Origin of the sequence: Stieleria sedimenti, assembly GCF_025060895.1 — a bacterium.
GTDB lineage: Bacteria > Planctomycetota > Planctomycetia > Pirellulales > Pirellulaceae > Stieleria > Stieleria sedimenti.
In genome coordinates, this window is sequence record NZ_JANZKV010000329.1 from 13,108 (window position 1) to 32,761 (window position 19,654).

The following is a 19,654-nucleotide window of genomic DNA, read 5'->3' on the forward strand; positions in this document are numbered from 1 at the left end:
ATCGGGAGAAAACAGATGGGAACACGGGTCACAGAAGAATCATGGTTCGGCCGGCTCGGCAAGGCGTTTGCCGGCATCCTGTTCGGCGGTCTGCTGACCATCGTCTCGGTCCCCGTCTTGTTCTGGAACGAAGGCCGCGCCGTCCGGACCGCCAAGGGATTGAAGGAAGGCGCCAAGGTGGTCGTCGAGATCCAACCCGATTCGGTCGACCCGGCCAACGATGGAAAGTTTGTCCACGTCTCCGGCGATGTCCAGACCAACGACGTGCTCCGTGACGACGACTTCGCCATCGAATACAACGGGATTCGATTGACGCGGCACGTCGAGATGTACCAGTGGAACGAAAACAAAAAGTCCACGAAAGAAAAAAAGCTGGGCGGGGGAACCCGGACGACCACCACCTACACCTACGAAAGAGACTGGTTCCCGGGATTGATCGATTCAAGCGAGTTCGACGAAGCACACTCGCACCAGAATCCGACCGAATTTGTGTTCGCCGATCGAACCTACCAGGCCAAGAATGTCTCCCTGGGCCGGTTCCGTCTTCCCGACTCGCTGATCGCCATGATCGGCGGCGAAGACGCCTTGGAACTTGACACGGCCAACGTGCCCGAAGGGTTCCAAGATCGCTCGATCATTCGCAGCGATGGACCCAGCGGCGCCTCGCGGATCTACCTTTTTGCAAACCCGCTAGCGGACAAAGCATCAAACCAGACAGTCGCGGCGGAACAAGCTGTGGACGAGTCCGCAGAACTGGCGCTCACACCGCCGGCCCAGTCGGTAGCTGCCGATGGGGCATCACCTGCCGAGCCGGATCGTCCCGAAACGGATGCGGCCGCCAACTCGCCCCCGACCGACAACGCATCCCCACCCTCCGGCGAACCCGGCGTGCGGGCAATCGAGACACCGCAGATCGGCGACGTCCGATTATGGTTCACCGCCACGCCGGTGCAGACGGTCAGCCTGCTCAGCCAACAAACCGGCGAGTCCTTTCAGCCGTTTGAAACGCACTACAACACCACCATCAACGTGCTGAAAGTCGGCGTCTTCAGCGCCGCCGAAATGATCGCCCAGGAAGAGGCCGCCAATCGAATGCTGACCTGGTTCTTGCGGGCCGGCGGATCGATGATGATGTTTTTCGGGTTGATGTTGTTGCTGCGTCCCCTGGTGGTGCTGGCCGACGTCCTCCCGCTGGCCGGTTCGCTCGTCGGATTCGGCACCGCCATCGTCGCCGGCTTGCTGACCGTCGCCGGGGCGATGACCGTGATCGGAATCGCATGGGTCTTCTATCGGCCCGTGTTGGGGGTCAGTTTGCTGGTCGTCGCCGTCGCCGCGGTCTACTTGATTTTCCGCCGCGGCCGGTCCAAGCGAGGGCAACAACGCGATACACTCACCCACGCCGACTTGGCGTGACCGGTCACCCATCTGGACCTCAACCCCACGACCCTATGAAACGCTTACCAATCGCCGCAATTTCGTTCGGCTTCTTGATTTTGAACCTGGGCCTGCTGCGGGCTCAGGTGGAGACGAACACCACCACGACGGAGCAAAAAGGGATGACTGATTCGGTACTGCTGAAACCATGGACGGGACCTTATGGAGGCGTACCGCCGTGGGATCTGGTACGAAGTGACGAGTTGATCGATGCCTTTGACGCGGCCATCGCGCAAGCGTCTGAGGAAATCGACGCGATCGCCACCAACCCCGAGCCGGCCACGTTTGAAAACACTGTGGTGGCGATGGAAAAAGCCGGGCAAACACTCGATCGCCTGGACGCAATCTTCGGTGTCCATTCCTCCAACTTGAACCTCGGGCCGATCCCCGACATCGAACGCGTCGTCGCGCCAAAACTTTCCGCCCACTCCGACAGCATCTACCAGAACAGCGCACTGTTCGAGCGACTCAAGGCGATCTACGAGAGCGATGAAAAAAAGTCGATGACCGTCGCCCAAGTCCGCTTGATCGACGACCTCTACAAGACGTTCGTTCGGCGCGGTGCCCAACTCAATGCCAGCGACAAGGCACGGCTGACACGAATCAACGCGGACCTTTCGCGGTTGTTCACCGATTTCAGCCAAAACGTCCTCGAAGACGAAAAGCGATTCGTGACCTGGGTCGAACAGGAATCGGATTTGGCCGGGTTGCCCGAAAGCGTGGTGGCGTCGATGAAACGGGCCGCCGAAGAACGCGGCAAACCCGATCAGTGGGCGGTGACCAACACCCGGTCGTCCATGGATCCGTTCTTGACCTACAGCACCAACCGGCCGCTTCGCGAACAGGTCTGGCGGACCTACTACAACCGCTGTGACAACGGCGACGAGCACGACAACAACGGGATCATCACCGAAATCCTGGCACTCCGCCGCGAGCGGGCCAAACTGCTCGGCTATCCCACCCACGCCCACTGGCGTTTGGAACCGACGATGGCGAAAACCCCCGAGGCAACCTTCGCGCTGATGAACCAGGTCTGGCCCAAAGCGGTCGCCCGCGTCGCCGAAGAGGTCGCCGACATGCAGAAGATCGCCGACGCCGAAGCCTCCGGTCCCGCAGAAAAAATCACCATCCAGCCGTGGGACTACCGCTTCTACGCCGAGAAAGTCCGCAAGGCGAAATACGACTTGGACCTCGGTGAAGTCAAACCCTATCTGCAATTGGAAAAGCTCCGCGAAGGCATGTTCTGGGTCGCCGGCGAACTGTTCGGATTCCAGTTCACGCCCGCCAAAGACGTCCCGGTTTTCCATCCCGATGTTCGTGTCTGGGAAGTCACCGGCCGTGACGGGCAACATGTCGGACTGTGGTACTTTGACCCCTACGCCCGCGCCGGAAAACGAAGCGGCGCCTGGATGACCGCCTACCGCGTCCAACAGGACATGGGCGACGCAAAAACACCGATCGTCTCCAACAACTCCAACTTCATTCCGGGCGGTCAAGACGAAACGGTGCTGATTTCCTGGGACGATGCCGTCACGCTGTTCCACGAGTTCGGGCACGCGCTGCACGGGCTCTGCTCCGACGTCAACTATCCCTCGCAAGCCGGCACGTCGGTCGCCCGAGACTACGTCGAATTCCCCTCCCAACTGCTGGAACATTGGCTCGACACGCCGGAAGTGCTGCAGAAGTATTGCCTGCACTTTGAAACGGGCGAGCCACTGCCGCAATCGCTGATCGACAAGATCAAGAAGGCGTCGACGTTCAATCAGGGATTCGCAACCGTCGAATACCTGGCCAGTGCGATCGTCGACATGAAACTTCACACCAGCGACCGAGAACGCATCGACCCAGATGCCTTTGAAACAGAAACTCTCAAAGAAATCGGGATGCCCGACGAATTGCCGATGCGACACCGCACGCCACACTTCGCCCACATCTTCAGCAGCGACAGTTATTCGGCCGGCTATTACAGTTACCTGTGGGCCGACGCGTTGACCGCCGACGCGGCGGAGGCCTTTGAAAAAGCCGGTTCGTACTACGACCCGGAACTTTGCAAAAGCCTCAACGAGAACGTGTTCTCCGTCGGCGACACGATTGACCCGGCCGACGGATTCCGACGCTTCAGGGGCCGCGACGTCGACACGTCCGCCCTGATGCGCAAACGGGGATTCTGAGGACCTGGGGCCACCGGAAGAATCAATGTCCAGTCGCAAAAAGTGGCGTAAGCTTCCAGCTTGCGACCCTGGCAGCGCAAGCTTCCAGCTTGCGACCCTTACAGCGCAAGCTGGAAGCTTACGCCACTTATATTCTTTCGATGGCCCTTCGTGTCGCATCAACGTCACGCTGCAACACTCCAACAAAGATCCATGATGACTCCCAAACACTACTTGCCGGTTGCCTTACTGGCCGGCTCCATCGTCGCCTCGGTTTCCCTCGCCGAAGACTGGACGGAATTTCGCGGGCCGGGTGGACAAGGGTATTCCTCCGCAGACTCGCTGCCGCTTTCCTGGAGCGAAACCGAGCACATCGCTTGGAAAGTTCCGATCGACGGCGACGGATGGTCCTCGCCGGTCGTCGCCGATGGCAGGATCTACCTGACGACCGCGGCACCGATCGATGGCGATGCCGACAAGACGCGATCATTACGAGCGGTGTGCATCGATGCCGACGACGGCCAGGTCCAATGGAACAAGGAAGTGTTCATCCAATCGGGCGACGGCGTGCAGATGCACAAGAAAAACAGCCACGCCAGCGCCACGCCGGTGCTCCGCAACGATCGACTGTACGTGCACTTCGGTCCCTCCGGCACCGCCTGCCTGACGACCGACGGTGAATTGATTTGGAAAACGGACCGACTCAACTTTAAACCGGTCCACGGCAACGGCGGTTCACCGGTGCTCTACAACGAGACGCTGATTGTCACCTGCGACGGCGGTGACCAACAATTCGTCGCCGGCATCTCGGCAGCCAGCGGTGACGTGAAATGGAAGACCGATCGTCGAGCGGAAGTCAAAAAAGGGTTTTCGTTCAGCACCCCAACGCTGATCGAAGTCGACGGTCAGCCCCAAGCCATCTGCCCGGGTAGCGGCGCCGTCGTCGCCTACGATCCAGAAACGGGTGCGGAGATTTGGAGTGTGGACTATGACGAAGGTTATTCCGTGGTCCCGCGTCCGATCTACGCTTGCGGACTCGTGTTCGTCAGCAGCGGCTACGATTCCGCATCGTTGTACGCGATCGATCCGACCGGCCGCGGTGACGTGACGGATTCGCATGTCCGCTGGACGCTGGACAGGGGCGTCCCCAAGACACCGTCAATGTTGGCCGTGGGCGACGAACTGTACTTCGTCGATGACGGAGGCGTCGCCTCGTGCGTCGATGCGCGAACCGGCAAACTGCACTGGAAAGAGCGTCTGGGCGGAAAGTATTCCGCGTCGCCGTTTTACGGCGACGGCCGCATCTATTTCCAAAGCGAAACGGGAACGACCACCGTCATCGCACCAGGAAAGGAGTACAACGAATTGGCGACCAACGCGATCGGCGACTCGGACCGGACCTTTGCATCGTTCGCGGTGATCGATGACGCGATCCTGCTGAGAAGTGAAACACACCTGTATCGCATCGAAGAGTGACCCGGAGTGTTCTCTTTGTGGGACATCGAGACGAGTCCGGCGTCTTGGAAACGTGTCCGCGACTCGGAACGTGAACTGACACAATTGCGAAGAGAGCAAGGTAAGCTCGTGGTCGACGACCCAGGCCAGATGAACATCATTCCTGTTCCAGGGCCCCAGCTGGATTGGCGGAGAAACTGGAGCTGGAGGGTTTATGCTCCGCCCGGCACGAAGATTGATATTTGCTTCTGCAACCGATTGATCCCAGCGGACGGACTCCCCGATGAGAAAGCAAATTACATCTGGCGGAATACGATGGATACAGAAGACTTCATTGGCTCGCTACCAAATGGCAAACTGCTGTCCATATCGCTGGTCAACAAATCCAAGAACGGAACAACAAGTGAACGGATTCCATTTCAGCAGCCGCTGGAAGGATTCATGCTGTGGCTCGAGCCCTGGAGTAAGAGGTAGTCGAAACCAATCCTGCAAGGGCGCGGGCTCTGCCCAAAACGACATGCGATCAGTGGCGATTTGGGCGCGGCGGATGCAACGAACGCCCGATCAATCTCCTGGGTACCGGTAGACTTTCGGCTAGAATGCGATCATAAGCCGCGAAAACAATCCCGAGCGTCAACCACAATGCACGGATTGAGCGGAGTCACGAAGGGCCCAGGTCCAGCTCTGCCAGCCCAGACCCAACATGAATGAAACGTCGCTTAGTTTGCTGCACCGTCTTCAACAGTCTTCCGAATCGGAGAGTTGGGATCGGCTCGTAACATTGTACGCACCACTCATTCGAGCATGGCTGCGGAAGTACGACATTCAAGAGAGCGACGCGGAAGATTTGCTACAAGAGGTGTTGCTGGCGGTATCGAAGGATCTCAGCAAGTTTGAGCATGGTGGGCAGCCGGGCGCTTTTCGGGGGTGGCTGAAGGGAATTCTGGTCAATCGGCTGCGAAATTTCTGGCGAGCACGAGACCGCCGTCGGGAGGCACGCGGTCATTCCGATATCGACGAGCGGTTGGCTGAGCTGGAGATTCCAACCAGTGAGTTGAGTCAGCTTTGGAACGAGGAGCACGACCGATACGTCTTGCGACAGCTACTCGAACTGGTCAAGCCTCATTTCGCCCCCAACACGTGGACAGCGTTCGATCGGGTCGCCCTCAAGGGGGAAAGGCCGCGTGATGTTGCAGCAGAAATGCAGATTTCGCTGAATGCTGTTGTGACGGCTAAGTCCCGAGTACTAGGCAGGTTACGTCAGGAATCCCAAGGGCTTGTCGACTCATATTCGGGTTTTTCGGCCCGGCGCTAACATAAATGTGCGGCTGCGGCTCTTTAAAGATAGCCGCACGTCACTCGCGGACGGATCCGTCTGTGCCCGAGAGACGAATGCTGAAAATTCAACGATGGAGAGCCCCCGGTGCCTGAGCAAACAACCGTGCCTGAGCAAACAACCCACCCCAGCCCTACCGATTTACACGCTTTCGGACTTGGACAACTTCCTCCTGATGAAGCGACTGCGATCGAGAGGCATATCAACGAGTGTGAACCTTGCTGTGAGACGATTGCCGATCTGTCATCCGCTGACACGTTCATTGAGCTTCTGCAAAGCGCAGAGCAGGAACCAAACGCTCCGACAGTGGATCACCAGTCGGGCACTGCCAATCGGAGTTCGGCGGGCGTTCCCGAACCGCTCGCTCAGCACCCGCGGTACGAGATCATCGATCTGATTGGCAAGGGCGGTATGGGCGATGTCTATCAAGCTCGCCACCGGAAGATGGAACGGACGGTGGCGCTAAAGGTCATCAATCGCGGACTGGTTCGAAAAGCCGAAGCCATCGATCGCTTCCACCGCGAAGTGAAGGCCGCCGCGCAACTGTCTCATCCCAACATTGTGACCGCGTATGACGCCGATCAAGCTGGTGACTTCCACTTCATGGTGATGGAGTTCGTTGACGGTGTCGACCTGTCACAAGTCGTGAAAGACCGAGGTGCCTTGCCGGTTGCCGACGCGTGTGAGTACGTCCGACAGGCTGCGATCGGTCTGCAACACGCACACGAACGTGGCATGGTGCATCGGGATATCAAACCTCACAACATGATGGTCACTGCAGATGGCACCGTGAAAATCCTCGACTTCGGCCTCGCCTCGCTGGCGCCGGAAGCATTGGTAGACGCTGACTCAGTCGAAGCTCGCGGTGAACTGACGGCGGCTGGCGCGATCATGGGCACGCCCGATTTCATTTCGCCGGAGCAGGCCGAGGACGCCCGTCAGGCCGACATCCGAAGCGATATCTACAGTCTTGGAGCGACACTCTATTACTTGCTTTCTGGTCGGGCGCCGTTTGACGATGGCAGCATCATGCACAAACTCAAGAGTCTGGCACACGTTGAACCGGAAGCGTTGGATTCAGTGCGCGACGATGTTCCCGAAGAACTTGTGGCCATCGCGTCCAGGATGATGGCCAAGGATCCCGATGAGCGGTATCTCACGCCGAAGGAAGTTGCAGACGCGCTGGAGTCTTTTGCACGAGCCAGGCAAGAGGAGATTTCAAAATCATCGCCTGGTCATCAAGTCCAACCCCGTCACTGGAAGCCCACGTTCCTGTCGTTGACCGCCGTTGCCGCGTTGTTCTTCACGGCGCTCTTCGCGGGACTCGTCTACTACGTCCAAACCGACCATGGAGTGGTTCGCGTTGAGGTGACCGATCCGTCGCTCGAAGTGAGCATCAAGGACCATACCATCACAATGAAGGACGGAGACGGGAAACCCCTGACCATCCGCCCCGGTGAACAGTCGCTGATCGTTCGCAACGACTACGCCGATTTCGAGTTCGAGACCGACAGCTTCCAGATTCGTCGTGGTGATAAGATCGCCTTCAAGGTCGACTACGTCAAAGGTGAGGTTGTGGTCACCAAGGATGGCGAGCGATTTCACTCGCAGACGTTGTCAGATGACATTGAGGTGCAGCAGATCCTCGACCGGATGGCAAGAGCGTACGCCCAGTGCAAGTCATACCGCGATTCAGGCGTCATCAAGACAGTGATTGTTGAGAACGCTGACTCACCGAAAATCACTTTCGAGCATTCCCTTACCACAGTTTTTCAGCGTCCCGACCGGTTTCGATTCGAAATCAAAGACCAATATGACGATGAGTTGCTGATCTCTCTCGACGGGCAAGACATCCAAACCTCGTGGGACATTGAACCAGGATTCCAAAAACCGGAATCACTGGAGCTCGCCATGGCTCAAGCAGTTGGTTTCACAGGGGGAGATGTCGGTCGAATTCCGGCCATGCTCATGCCCAAAAAACTTGACGGTTGGGTCGACTTGGACCTCATCGACCCGAGACAGATCGAGGACGGTAAGCTTCAGAATGTTGAGTGTTTTCGTTTGGAATACAATTTCCGCGACGAGCAAATCATCCTGTGGATCGATAAACAGTCCCATCTCGTTCGACGGATTGACGAACGGATCGAATCTGATGGCATTCGTATCAGCGAGCGGACGACGACCTACGATCCAACCATCGACGGCAAGATCACGGATAAGATGCTCGAATTTCATCCGCTTGCTAGGCGAGCCACCGATGCTGAAACCCATAAAGCTGGTCAGCAGCGGTCAGACAATCAGTTTGACATGCCGCTGTGCTGGTGCCCTGCTGGAGAATTCAAGATGGGCAGAAAGCAGCTACCAGTGACACTGACCCGGGGCTTCTGGATGGGTAAATACGAGGTGACGCAGGCGCAGTATGAAGCGTTGATGGGCGAAAATCCGAGCGAGAACAAAGGCGAAGCCCTGCCGGTTGAGAAGGTGGCGTGGAACGAGGCCAAGAAGTTCTGCCAAAAGTTCACGGAACTTGAACGCAAAGCCGGTCGCTTGCCCAAGGGTTGGGAATATCGACTACCGACCGAGGCTCAGTGGGAGTATGCCTGCCGAGCAGGCACGACCCTGGTCTGGGACGATGAGAAAGCCTTGGTGTACCCTTCCACGTTCGGAGACGATCTCAGTGAGCTTGGAGACTACGCTTGGTACAGCGCAAACTCCGACGGCACGCCGCACCCAGGCGGCCAGAAAAAGCCGAACGCGTGGGGATTGTGCGATATGTATGGGAACGTGCGCGAGTGGGTCCGCGACGCCTGGCAAAGCAAACTCTCTGGAGGGAAGGATCCGGAGGTAGACGTTGGGTCCCCCATTCACGCATATCGCGGAGGTGACTGGCTCACCTACGCGGAACCTTGTGGTTCGCCGTTCATCCGGGGTTTTGGCGTGGCCGGCCGCGAGGCACCACACATGAAGGGCTTTCGCGTGGCACTCGTTCCGGTCGGTGATTCCGGCGACGGCGCGGCCGCGGACGGCGACCACGCACAGCTCCAGGGAGAATGGGAAACTGTTTCGCTCACCGAAGGCGGAAAACAGCTTGCCACCGAAAATGGGTTTGGCGGTCTCCTGCTCCAGATCAAGGGCAACAGGTTTGTCATCAAGGAAAGGACGCCGAACGGTGAAAAGTCCGAGGTTGACACCGGTCGGATCGAGATCAACAGCACAATCTCCCCCAAGACAATTGACTTCATTGGCCACGCCCAATCAGCGTTCGGCATCTACGAGTTCGAGGACGGTGTGCTGCGAATCTGCCTTGCCGAACAAGGCGGGACTGATACGCCTGCGGGGGCACGTATCCCCGACACGAAACCCTTGAAACGTCCCACGACGTTTGATTCCCCAGCTGGCAGCAACATCATGCTGATGGAGTTCCGGCGGCAGCCAGATAACGCAGGTAAGGTTGAAACGCGACAACCGGACATTCTGGGCATGGGCAGGGTGGTGGCCTTCGTTCCACAGGAGACCGAGATGCTGGCCGAGATTGATCTCGACACATCGGAACGCGCGGTCGAGCTATGGGTGTCGGGCGATGATGCGAACGTTGTGCAGGAGGGTGACCGTGTTCAATTGGAATTTGAAGGCTGGCCAGCCGCGGAACCCGCTGGCTTTTTCGGCGGTAAGGTGATCAGCCTCGATCCCAAGGCTGACGACGCAGGAATGTTTCGCGTTCTCATCAAGGGAGATGACAGCGAGTCGTGGCCTGATCAACGGTATCTGCGGCCCGGTGTGCGCGCAAATTGCCGGATCTTTACCGCAGCTCAGAATCCTGCTCAATAATCCGAAGCCCAGTCGTCCAAGCCCACGGTAGAGCAAGTCGCGACGGAGCCGGTGGGCGAAAAAACACCAACGCAACTTCTTCGCTACGACCTGACCCTCGTCCCTGCGAATGCTCAACATGTTGTTGGAGCTCGACCGGGACATATCCTGCGTGATCCGCAATTGGCAAAGCTGCGTGAGTCCGCTCCACCCTCGGCAGGTTTCACTTCCTTGTTTGTCAACGAGAATGTTGCCGAGGTACTGGTCATCACATTGCCCAAACCGAATCGCATATCGAATCCACGAGTCATCATTCTCACCGTCGAGCAGGAAGATGCGATGGAAGAGGTTGATCGAGCCATCGGAATCCAAAAGTTGGGGCGTGGCGACACGGAAATCGCTGCGTGATGTCGGATTGTCAGTTGATGTTACAATCGACGTTGCGACAGGGCCGCTCATCCGCACCAAGCCGTGCTCCAGAGCTTCCGATCGCATGGCTTGAAGATTCGATGAAGTGCAAGCCACAGAATCAATAGTTGTCCCCACGAGGAACTCAAACGATGTCTCGGATTATGTTTGTAGCTGGAATCTGCTTTCTACTCGCGACGCCATGCTCTGCGAACAACAGTTTTTTTATCCCCGGTGACGCCTTCTTCTACTTCGAGATCGACCAATCCGAATGGAAGGCCCTCAAAAGTGGAGCACTCACGATTGTGGACTACGATCGACCCGAGGAGATGTCATTGACGTTCTGTGGATACGCAGGATACAAGAAACTAGATCTGTCCAGCCTTTCCGATCAATTTCGCGGTCAGCTGATCAAGTCAATCGCGTCAATGAAGGAGAACTATCCGACCAAGATCGTCGAGATCGATCACGGGGAGCCCACGTTGTTCGGTGCGCCATCAGGACTCGAGAGAAAAGAAACGAACAAGCTTCGCATCTTCGTGTACAACCGTTCGTTTGATTTTTCGCAGTTTCGGATTGGGCTCAAGTACAACGAATCATGGGCGGACACCGCTGTTCGCCTAGGCTTCAAGAGAGACCATTTTCGCTACGACTTTTTTGTTCCAACGCCTCAGGGGATTGCGGAGTCATGGCGTATGGGATCGGCTGTGAGTCCGCTCAAAGTGCAATTCCCAGATTCCGATCGAGGCTATGTCACGACTCCGATGAGAATCGATCCCTCAGCGGTGACCTTCCTGATTTGCCCACCGGTCTCGTTGACATCGCTTTGTTTTCCGCCTCGCGATTCGAAATTGGAGTGTTTCGCTGTTTCAGAAGATCGGCAAAGGACGTTGGTCAATGATACGAGCAAGGCACGGAAGTCCATCTGGCTGGAATCGAAGTGACGCTCCAACCTCGGTGAACTCCATCAACAGAGTGTTGCTACCAGCTGGAGATTCGAACGTCTTGGGACGTTTCAAGTATTTCATGTCGGGGATGCGTTCCTCCGCGGGGACATCGGTCCCGCCTTGTTCGACCAGGCAAACTCTCCGCACACCGTCCTTGAGTTCGTAAATGCCGAGAGATCGTCGATCGGGTTGGGCGCGGCCAATGTCCGGAGTTTTTACCATCGGACGCAGTGCGGTGAAACTCACACCAGATCCAACACCCGGTCCATCTGCTCGGCGATTTCCACCAAACGTTTGCGGTCGCCGCCCTTGACCTCCGCCGTCGCCCAACCGTGGTAATCGATCTTCGCCAGCTCCGCACGGACCTTGTCCCACTCGATGCTGCCTTCACCGAGCGGCTTGCGAAACCCTTCCCGCATGCCTTCGTTCATCGCAATGGTCAAGTCATACTCTTTGATGTCCAACTTCTTCGCGCGGCGACCGATGACTTCCAACCAGTGCTCCGGCCAACCCCAGCGGACCACGTTGCCGACGTCGAAATAGATCCCCACCATCGGACTGTCGAACGAATCAATGAAGCGGGCCATCCCCATCGGTTCAATCAGATACGACGCCCAGACGTTTTCACACAGGATCATCACCCCCTGTTTCTCGGCATGTCCGATCGCTTGACGAATGATCTGTTTGGTTTCCTCGTGATTCTGCAAGTAGCTGATCTTTCGATCGTATCGAACCACGTGCAAGACCGAGCTGGCGCCGAGCATTTTGGCCTGATCGATCGCACCGACCAAATCGGGATTGCTGGAATGGACCACGCCATGAATCGGCAGTCCGGTCGCTTCACTCGCCTGGGCATAGGACCGAACGAGCGCTTGGTTTTCTTTGCCGAGTTTGACGCGAGGTTCCACGCCGTCGAATCCGATGTCGCGGATCATGCGAAACTTCTCCAGCACCGATTCGTTGCCGGTGGCCATGTGAAGTTTAATGGCTTTTTTGATCTTGCCGGTGAACTGCCCGGCGACGGCCTTGTTGGGCAGTGACTGCGTTGCCAGCGCGACCGACGTCGCAGCAGCAGATTTCAAAACGGTGCGTCGTTGCATGATGCGAATCCAGGCGTGAAAGAGTTGAACAGTTGTAGGTCACGCTGTGCGTGACGTTCCCGTAGGTCACGCTGTGCGTGACATTCCCGTAGGTCACGCTGTGCGTGACATTCCCGTAGGTCACGCTGTGCGTGACGTTTGGCATGCATCGCATGCCCTACCGACTTGATCGCAAGCTGGAAGCTTGCGCCACAGGCGATTCGGTCACGACAGCGACCAACCCGCGCGGGGCTGGCGGCGGATGAACGGATCGGCTTCGGGGCAACCGAGACATTTCATGTTGACCGGATCCCAAGTGATTTTTTTGCCGACGCGATAGGCGACGTTACCCAGATGATTCGCCTCGGTCAGCGGACCGGCATAACTGAACGGGCTGCCGGTCTGGCCGCCGTCTAAACAGGCCGCCACCCATTCTTCGTGGTGCCCCGGCGAATCGGGGATGAACGGCTCGGGAGGGACAAAATCGGTGAAGTCGTCTTCGGGCAAGAGCACGTGTTTTCGATAGTCCGAAAGCAGCATGCCTTTTGAACCGATGAACAACACGCCGCTGTTCCATTGCGGAATGTCGCCGCGTTTCCAAATTTCCGGTTTATGTGTTCCTTGGTGCCACGTCAGTTTAACCGGGACCCGATCGCCGCGGCGGCCGTAGTGGTATTCCGCCGACATCGACGCCGGGGCGATTTCGGGATGGGCGGGTGGTCCAAACGCTTCGACCGTCTGGGGTGCGTCCAGCTGGAGCGCCCAGTACGGCAGGTCGTTCCAGTGGCTGCCCAGATCCGACATCGTGCCGTTGCCAAAATCCCACCAGCGGTACCAATTGGGTCCGGGGAAATAAACGTTGTGGAAAGGTCGCCTGGGCGCCGGCCCCAACCACAGATCCCAGTCCAGGTAACTCGGCGGTGTCATCCCCGTTTCGGGTCTTGAATCGACGAACAGCCGGTCGTTCTTTTTGGCGTCTGCTTCGGACTGCAGTCCCCAAGCACGACCGACCCAGACGTGGGCTTCGTGAACGTCACCGATCGCGCCGGACTGAATCAATTCGACCACGCGGTGGTAGTTTTCGCTGGCGTGAATCTGTGTTCCCATTTGCGTCACCACGCCGGCCCGCGCGGCGGCTTCGGTCACCGCGCGCGTCTCGGCGATGTTGTAGGCCAATGGTTTTTCGCAATAGACGTGCTTGCCCAATTGCAACGCCGGCATGGTGGCGTAGGCGTGGGTGTGTTCGGTCGTGCTGACCACCGCCGCATCGATTTCTTTGCCGACCTGGTCATAGAGTTTGCGAAAGTCTTGAAACTTGCGTGCCGCGGGAAACTGCTTTGCGGTGTTTTCGACGAAGCGTGTGTCGACGTCGCAAAGGGCCACGACGTCAACTTTTCCGGTCGCCGTGATCGCCTTTAAATTGCTTCCGCCTCGCCCGCCCACACCGATGAACGCGACCTTCATGCGGTCGTTCGCGGCGGCCTGGGCAGGTCGCGGGACGAGGGACAGCGAGGTCGCTGCCGCCGCGGCGACGGCAGTGTTTTGAACAAGAAACCGACGACGATCGATAGCATGCATGGCGATTGACCCGGCAGATGGGGGGAATGGAGGGGAAGCGGAAACGCGGGCTGGTGATGGAAAAGTGTAACAACACGGCACACGGAGCGTCGAATTCCGACCAAAATTGATCTTTCCAGGCTCTTCGTCACACCGATTCGCCTTTTTTTCTAAGGCCGTGGCGGTTCGATCGTCTTTCACTATGCATGGACGAGCATCCTTCTGCTTGCGCGGGCAATGAACCACTTGAATCACCAATGCGATCCATCGTGCGATGACGCCGCCCCCGAGCGGCTGAGCGACCAAGCATGGCTGACCCAAGTCTTTCGGGAAAACGAACTCCCAATGATGGGCTATGCGACACACCTGCTGGGCGATCGCGACCGTGCAAGCGACGTCGTTCAAGACACGTTTGTTCGACTGTGCAAGCAGCCTCGCCGACAGGTCCAAGATCGCGTTCGACAATGGCTGTTTCGAGTCTGCCGAAATCGCGCCTTGGACATCCTGAAGAAAGAGAGCCGGATGAAAACACTCGACGATGCAAACGCCTCACGCCAAATCAGCCGAGACTCCGATCCCGTGTCCATCGCCGAGATAAACGAACGGTACGAAAACGCGCAGGGCCTATTGGCCACGCTGCCGCCGCGACAGCAAGAAGTCATTCGGCTGAAGATCCATGGGGATTTGAGCTATCGAGAAATCAGCGAATTGACGGGGCTGAGCGTCGGCAACGTCGGGTACCTGCTGAGCACGGGTTTGAAACTGATACGCAACCGATTGGCGACCGCGGAATGACCAGCCACCACTGAATGACTGAGCACCTTTGAACCATCCAACCACCCAACCGCAACGTCACGCGTAGGCGGCGCGTGCACACCCACCCGAGAACCAGAACCATGACATCCGAACCAACCGACCAACAAGAAGGGATCGAAGAACGCGCGACCGCGTTTGTGTTCGGTGAACTGGAACGCGAGGAAGCGACCGAGTTCATGAAGATGATGGACGCGTCGCCGGAAGTGCGGGCGATCGTCGCATCGGTTCGTGACGCCGTCGGGGCCGTCAAAGCCGAACTCGCCGCAGACACCATGGGCGTCAACTTGGCCGACCGTCAACGCATCGAAAACGCCATCCGTGATCCCCTGCCCCAGCCGCCGCCGGTGGTGGCGACCACGCCGGATGCGTCGACGCGAACGTGGGTGCTCGGGCTGGCCATCGCCGCCACGTTGCTGCTGGTTTCCGGGCTGACCCTGCCGGCGCTCAATCGCGTCATCACGGCGAACACCGATACCCGGCAGCTGCGGGATCAGATCAGCCAGATGCAATCCCAACAGCAACGGCTGGTCGCGGAAAAACGTTCGGTCGAAATGGAACTGGCGTCCGTCCGTGCCATGCTTGCCGACGCCGCCGCCCCGCCCGCCCAACCGAATCAGGCCAACTCTTCGACAACAGACGTTGAGGCAATCGAGTCCCCCGGTCCGACCCTGGCAAGCTCCGACGCCGAAGCACAAGACCTCGGTGCGACCGCAATGGACACCGCGGTGGAACAGCCCGGGCTTGCGACCGATTCGCAACCGGAACCCGCGGCGGCACTAGAAAACGAAACGCCCGCTCCGACCGGGACGCCAAACGAACGCACGATGCTCGCTGAATCGGAGCAAGCGGACGACGACGGCTCGCCAGGCCCACCAGCAGGTCCCGCCACTGCGACCCCGATGAATCCGCTGCTGGCCCAGCCGGTGCCGCCGCCTTACTGGCGTCCGCGTCGCCCGCCCCAAGGACCGGAGTTTCGGATCGGCGCTGTCGATGACATGGAGGAGATGATGGGCATGGGCATGGGCATGGCTGGCGATGCTCTGGCAACCGGGCAACCGCGACCAAGTCTGGGCGAAGCGATGGCGGAAATTCCGTCGCTGATGGAACACATGGAAGTCGGCGGTGGCGATCAATTCGCGCCGATCATCGAGAATCCCTTCCTGCCGGTCGGCATCGCGCCGCTTTCGACTTTTTCGATCGACGTGGATACCGCCGCCTATGCCAAGCTGCGGATGAATCTGACCCAGTACAACCAATGGCCCAACCCGGACGCGGTGCGGATCGAAGAATTGGTCAATTACTTCGACTACCACTACGCGCCTCCACAAGATGACCGGCCCTTTGCCGCGGCGATGGAGATCGCCGAGTGTCCTTGGAACCCGAAACATCGATTGGCCCGAATCGGCATCAAGGCCAAGGTCGCCGACGTCGATCGCCCGCCGAGCAATCTGGTGTTCTTGTTGGACGTGTCGGGATCGATGAATCGCCCCAACAAATTACCGCTGGTGGTCAACGGCATGAAAATGTTGGTCAACCAACTCGGCGAAAACGATTCGGTCGCGATTGTGGTTTACGCCGGAGCGGCCGGCTTGGTGCTCGATGCGACCACCGGCGACCGCAAGAAGCTCATCGTCGATTCGCTCGACCGCCTGCGTGCCGGTGGATCGACCAACGGCGGCCACGGCATTGAACTGGCCTACAGCATCGCCCGGGACCACTTCGTTGACGGTGGAACCAATCGCGTCATCCTGTGCAGCGATGGTGATTTCAACGTCGGGCTCACCGACACCGACGAGCTGATCCGATTGGTCGAAAACAATGCAAAAAGCAACATCTTCTTGACCGTGCTCGGGTTCGGCAGCGACAACCACAACGACGCGATGATGGAACAGATCAGCAACAAGGGCAACGGCAACTATGCGTTCATCGATAGCCAAGACGAAGCCCGCAAGGTCTTGGTCGAACAAATGCAGGGCAGCCTGATGACCGTCGCCAAAGACGTCAAGATTCAAGTCGAGTTCAACCCGATGGAAGTCGAATCGTATCGATTGATCGGCTACGAAAATCGCATCTTGAATGCGAAGGATTTCGACGACGACGACAAAGACGGCGGTGAAATCGGAGCCGGACACACGGTCACGGCGTTGTATGAAATCGTTCCCAAGAGCAAGCTCAACTCCGAGGATCCGGCGTTGGCCCCCGCACCGCTTGAGGAATTGAAATACCAACGCCCCATTCGTTACAGCGAACAAGCCGCCAGCGGCGAGATGTTGACGCTGAAGCTTCGCTACAAACCGCCGACCGATGAGCAAAGCAAGCTGATCGAATTTGCGGTCAAAGACAGCGGCAAGGGATTCAACCGCACCGACCGCGACTTCCAGTTCGCCGCCTCCGTCGCCGCCTTCGCCATGCTGCTGCGAAACTCTCCGCACAAGGGAAACTGCAACTTTGACATGGTCGAAGAAATCGCCACCGCCGGCGCGGTCGACGATCGCTCCGGTTACCGCGACGAGTTTCTCTCCTTGGTCAGACGGGCCAAGCAACTCGGTGAAGAATGAGACCTTTGCTTTTTTCCCGCCCTGCAAACGCGTCCGCCGTGCCTGCTACACTGACGGTTTTCCACCGAAGCATGCGGGAGTTACATGGCGACTGACCTTGCCAATTCGACATCGGATCAGCTGGAGATTTCGTGCCAATCGTGCGGCGCGAAGCTTGTCTTGGGAGCGCATCTGCGTTCGACGCTTTGCCCCTATTGCGCTTCGCCATCGATCGTCAGCCGTCCACCCTCGCCCAATCGGCCCTCACCCACGTTTCTGGTCGGGTTTGTCGTCGATCACGAGCACGCGACCAAGGCGGTCAAAAACTGGGTCGCCGGCAGTCACATTTTCGCGCGATCGGATTTCAAGGCCGCCGTTCCGGAACTGACGCGAGGCGTCTACCTGCCGGCCTACTTGTATGGCGCGGTTGCCAACACGCGGTACTCGGCAAGCATCGGTGAGAATTATACGGTGACCGAGACGTACACGACCACCGATTCGAAGGGAAAGACGGTCACGCGAACACGCACGGTGACGAAAACCGAGTGGCGTCCCTTGGCCGGCAACCACTGCTGTTACGTTCTCGACGTGCTCGTCAGCGCCTCACAGGGCGTCACCAATGCGGCCCTGGAAGCCGTCGAACCGTTTGACCTGCGTGCCCTGCGGCGATACGCCGACTCGTTTATCTCCGGCTGGCTTGCCGAAGAACCCTCGCGCAGCCAAGACGATTGTTTCCGCTTGGCACACGACGAAACGATTGCAAAAGTTGGGACGATGCTCAAGAACTTTATGCCCGGAGACTCCCACAGTAACTTGGAGTACCAAACCGATCTGACACACGAGGTGATTGATTTGGTGTTGTTGCCGATCTGGACCTACGCGGTGCGTTACGCGGAAGACCGACCGCCGATCCAAATCCTGGTCAACGGTCAAACCGGTCGCGTCGCGGGCAAGGTCCCCGTCTCGGCCGCCAAAGTCACCTTCGCGGTCGTCGGCGTGCTGTTGCTGATCGGAATCCTCTTCCTCTTGTTCATGGCGGCGCAAGGATGAGCGAAACGATGAAGGAAACCCAAACCGCCGAAATCAATTGCACCCGTTGCGAGTCACCGCTGGAGTCCGGCGATCTGCGCTGTGCGATCTGTGGCCAAGCGGCCTTGAAGGCTCAGACTGCCGAGCGGAAGAAACTGGCGGTACAGATTTTGCGTTGCACCGGTTGTGGGGCAGCGATCGCCTACGACCCGAAACACCAAGCCCCCTCGTGTTCGTTTTGCGGCGACGTGGTCAAAGTCGAATCGATCGACGACCCGATGGAACAGACCGAACATTACTTGCCATTCACCGTCACAGCCGACGAAGCCCGCGCGGCGCTGCGGGGCTGGCTCGATTCACGGGGATGGTTCCGCCCCTCGGACTTGTCTGCATCGGCTCAATTGACCCAACTGAAACCGCTGTGGTGGGTCGCCTGGGTGTTCGACGCGGAGGCCTTCGTCAGCTGGACGGCAGATTCGAACGAAGGCTCCGGACGATCGGACTGGGCGCCACATTCGGGCCAGAACAATATCCAGTTTGATGACATCCTCGTCTCCGCGTCACGCGGATTGAGCCTCAGCGAAGCGGCCGCGATCAGTCCGGGGATGAACTTGGCGACCAAGCGGGAGACGCCCGAAGGGGCCGATCGCGAAGCCACTCTGGAGCGATTTGATGTCCAGCGATCGCAAGCACGGCAAGAGGTTTCGGCGGCGATTCACCGGATCGCCGCCCAGCGGGCGCAGCAACACTTCATCCCCGGAACACGTTTCCGCAACGTCAAAGTCGCGATCGTTCTGCGCCGACTCGTCACGCGGCGAATGTCGCTGCCCGCCTACGTCCTGGCCTATCGCTACAAAGACCAATTGTACCGCGTGGTGATCTGTGGCCAGGACCTACGTCTGATGGTCGGCACGTCACCCAAATCGTTGATCAAGATGATCGCCGTCGCCCTGATCGTCGCCGCCATCGGCATGCTGCTGTTGCTGATCCTGGCCGCCGGAAGCTAGTGGTCCGTCAACTTTTAAACTTAGCGAGCGTGACCCGAATGGCACGGGCAGGAGTGTTGGTGTGCAGGCTTTAGCCCGGATATTGCATCCGC

Annotated in this window: 14 protein-coding genes; 11 read left to right on the top strand and 3 right to left on the bottom strand. The window is 58.3% G+C overall.

Annotated features, from left to right (window positions below):
• Positions 1 to 15 precede the first annotated feature (15 nt).
• The 7 genes from NZK35_RS32535 (at position 16) to NZK35_RS32565 (ending at position 10,590) form a co-directional block, all read left to right on the top strand.
• On the top strand, positions 16 to 1,413 hold the full coding sequence (locus tag NZK35_RS32535) for a TMEM43 family protein (protein WP_259636697.1): 1,398 nt from the start codon (positions 16 to 18) through the stop codon (positions 1,411 to 1,413).
• Positions 1,414 to 1,448: 35 nt separating this feature from the next.
• Positions 1,449 to 3,605, top strand: coding sequence for a M3 family metallopeptidase (locus tag NZK35_RS32540; RefSeq protein WP_407699868.1), 2,157 nt, complete (start codon positions 1,449 to 1,451; stop codon positions 3,603 to 3,605).
• Positions 3,606 to 3,797: 192 nt separating this feature from the next.
• Positions 3,798 to 5,060: a PQQ-binding-like beta-propeller repeat protein gene (locus NZK35_RS32545; RefSeq protein WP_259636698.1), complete on the top strand. Its 1,263-nt coding sequence runs from the start codon at positions 3,798 to 3,800 to the stop codon at positions 5,058 to 5,060.
• 108 nt (positions 5,061 to 5,168) lie between these two features.
• Positions 5,169 to 5,513 (top strand): hypothetical protein, encoded by a 345-nt coding sequence (locus NZK35_RS32550; protein WP_259636699.1) that lies wholly within the window; start codon positions 5,169 to 5,171, stop codon positions 5,511 to 5,513.
• 229 nt (positions 5,514 to 5,742) lie between these two features.
• Positions 5,743 to 6,354 (top strand): RNA polymerase sigma factor, encoded by a 612-nt coding sequence (locus NZK35_RS32555; protein ID WP_259636700.1) that lies wholly within the window; start codon positions 5,743 to 5,745, stop codon positions 6,352 to 6,354.
• Between the two features lie 108 nt (positions 6,355 to 6,462).
• Positions 6,463 to 10,203 (top strand): protein kinase domain-containing protein, encoded by a 3,741-nt coding sequence (locus NZK35_RS32560; RefSeq protein ID WP_259636701.1) that lies wholly within the window; start codon positions 6,463 to 6,465, stop codon positions 10,201 to 10,203.
• A gap of 162 nt (positions 10,204 to 10,365) precedes the next feature.
• Positions 10,366 to 10,590 (top strand): hypothetical protein, encoded by a 225-nt coding sequence (locus NZK35_RS32565; RefSeq protein ID WP_259636702.1) that lies wholly within the window; start codon positions 10,366 to 10,368, stop codon positions 10,588 to 10,590.
• 869 nt (positions 10,591 to 11,459) lie between these two features.
• Here NZK35_RS32565 and NZK35_RS32570 read toward each other — a convergent pair.
• The 3 genes from NZK35_RS32570 to NZK35_RS32580 all read right to left on the bottom strand — a co-directional run bounded on the left by NZK35_RS32570 (position 11,460) and on the right by NZK35_RS32580 (position 14,194).
• Positions 11,460 to 11,759, bottom strand: coding sequence for a hypothetical protein (locus NZK35_RS32570; protein ID WP_259636703.1), 300 nt, complete (start codon positions 11,757 to 11,759; stop codon positions 11,460 to 11,462).
• Positions 11,760 to 11,779: 20 nt separating this feature from the next.
• Complete coding sequence (locus NZK35_RS32575) at positions 11,780 to 12,637, bottom strand: sugar phosphate isomerase/epimerase family protein (RefSeq protein ID WP_259636704.1); 858 nt, start codon at positions 12,635 to 12,637, stop codon at positions 11,780 to 11,782.
• 204 nt (positions 12,638 to 12,841) lie between these two features.
• Complete coding sequence (locus tag NZK35_RS32580; protein ID WP_259636705.1) at positions 12,842 to 14,194, bottom strand: Gfo/Idh/MocA family protein; 1,353 nt, start codon at positions 14,192 to 14,194, stop codon at positions 12,842 to 12,844.
• Between the two features lie 216 nt (positions 14,195 to 14,410).
• Here NZK35_RS32580 and NZK35_RS32585 point away from each other — a divergent pair, with 216 nt between their 5' ends.
• From NZK35_RS32585 to NZK35_RS32600, 4 genes are all read left to right on the top strand, one after another.
• Positions 14,411 to 14,968 carry an RNA polymerase sigma factor gene (locus NZK35_RS32585; protein ID WP_259636706.1) on the top strand — a complete coding sequence of 186 codons (558 nt, stop codon included), beginning with the start codon at positions 14,411 to 14,413 and terminating at the stop codon, positions 14,966 to 14,968.
• A gap of 101 nt (positions 14,969 to 15,069) precedes the next feature.
• Positions 15,070 to 17,547: a vWA domain-containing protein gene (locus tag NZK35_RS32590; protein ID WP_259636707.1), complete on the top strand. Its 2,478-nt coding sequence runs from the start codon at positions 15,070 to 15,072 to the stop codon at positions 17,545 to 17,547.
• An 84-nt stretch (positions 17,548 to 17,631) separates the two neighbouring features.
• On the top strand, positions 17,632 to 18,576 hold the full coding sequence (locus tag NZK35_RS32595; RefSeq protein ID WP_259636708.1) for a hypothetical protein: 945 nt from the start codon (positions 17,632 to 17,634) through the stop codon (positions 18,574 to 18,576).
• A gap of 8 nt (positions 18,577 to 18,584) precedes the next feature.
• Positions 18,585 to 19,562 carry a hypothetical protein gene (locus NZK35_RS32600; RefSeq protein ID WP_259636709.1) on the top strand — a complete coding sequence of 326 codons (978 nt, stop codon included), beginning with the start codon at positions 18,585 to 18,587 and terminating at the stop codon, positions 19,560 to 19,562.
• The last annotated feature ends 92 nt before the right edge of the window (positions 19,563 to 19,654 follow it).